The 1,501-nt window shown below is 40.1% G+C and carries 1 protein-coding gene; it reads right to left on the bottom strand.

Going from position 1 to position 1,501, the window contains the following annotated elements:
• Nucleotides 1–1,409 (bottom strand): PEGA domain-containing protein (locus tag RJ60_RS15325; protein WP_146028973.1); only part of this gene is annotated, 1,409 nt, incomplete at its 3' end.
• Between the last annotated feature and the right edge of the window lie 92 nt (nucleotides 1,410–1,501).

The following is a 1,501-nucleotide window of genomic DNA, read 5'->3' as shown; positions in this document are numbered from 1 at the left end:
ATAAGGATATCGCTGTCATGGAGAATACTGCTTCCTTTGAAATCAGATTCAATCTTTATCTGTAAACCCTTGCCAAATTCTTTGGTGAAGTAATTCGATCCCTGGACAGCAGAACAAGCAGAAGAACCTGTTGTTATTAGTGAGATCAACGTGTTTTCTACAAGCCTTGTGTTTTCTCTTACCAGAATCTTCAATTCCTCTAAAGCCCATTCAAGAGAAACTATTTTCTCCTTTAGTACATCAACTTGACAAGAATCATCGCTGCTATTTTCATTACCAAAAAGAGAACCCGCTTTTGAATCTTCTGTAGACGTGCTGGCCTTAGTTGAAAACGTCCATAATGGTCCTACTGTAACTCCTCCATAATCATCTTTCGCTATTACTTTCCAGAAATATTGTGTTCCAGATTTTAATTCACTCACCAATAACTTAGAACTTGGAATTCCGATTTCCCTTGTACAAAGAGCATCTCCTTCTCCAAAAATAACATCATAGCTTAACCTATCACCTTCGGGATCTTCGCAAACCCATTGAAGAATTACAGCGTCCGGGTAATTATCAGTACCGTTTCCAGGGAATAGACATGATGGTTCGTTTGGTAGCATGTTCTGCAGTGTTGTGAAAGAGAACTCTTCACTGGAACTTCTCTTATCAAATTCATTTATGGCTGTTACCTTCCACGTGTACACTCTGCCTTTCTCAATTAGCTGAACAGGAATAACAGAACTTCGCGTTGTGTAGCTTTCCCCGTTGAAGTCAACTTCAAATTGCAGTGCTGTATCAAAGTGTTCCCACTCTAAAAACACCTCACCAATAGTCAAATCAGTTGCACCATTAGAAGGGTAAACAAGCCTCGGTTCATCTGGTGGGGTTGCTACCGGGACAGCAATATCCAGTACAATTACTTCACCTTTTTCCGATATGTCAAGAGTCTCGACAGTACTTCCGTGATTGTCTTTTAACAATTCGATCTCATACGTTCTACCTACTTCAAGCACAATCTGCCAGGGTGTCTTTTGACCAATCCAATCTTCATTAACTCTAATAAGGGCATTTGAAGGTTCGGAAATAATGCGCACTGCTCGCCGACCAGGAATAGCCTTCACATCTATTTGTTTTGATTCATAAGCATTCTCGAAAGCCACATCTATTTCCTGCTTCTCGATTAGTTTTCCATCAACCGTAATCTTGTGGGTGCCAATATCAAGATCAAAAATAACTAACTCTCCTAACTCAAGCAGCCCTTTAAGTTTTCCGTCCACAAACACAGTCCCGGTCTTTGCCAAATCATTGGCGGCAACTATCTTAAGCAGGCAACTCCCTTCGTTAGCAAAAACCGTTGAAGCTGAAACTATTAGTATTCCAAACATTAGTGTTAGGAATATTCTCTTTGAAAATCTGCTATTCATGGTTATCACCTTGTATGAAATACGCGCTTAGTAATCGAGCATTGCGTTCTCTCTTGATAATGCTCAAGTCTTATCAGACTTGTTCTTCACTG

The sequence above is a fragment of the Mesotoga sp. B105.6.4 genome, from assembly GCF_002896535.1.
GTDB lineage: Bacteria > Thermotogota > Thermotogae > Petrotogales > Kosmotogaceae > Mesotoga.
Note: the sequence above shows the minus strand (reverse complement) of the source record. Positions and strands in the feature narration are given on the sequence as shown.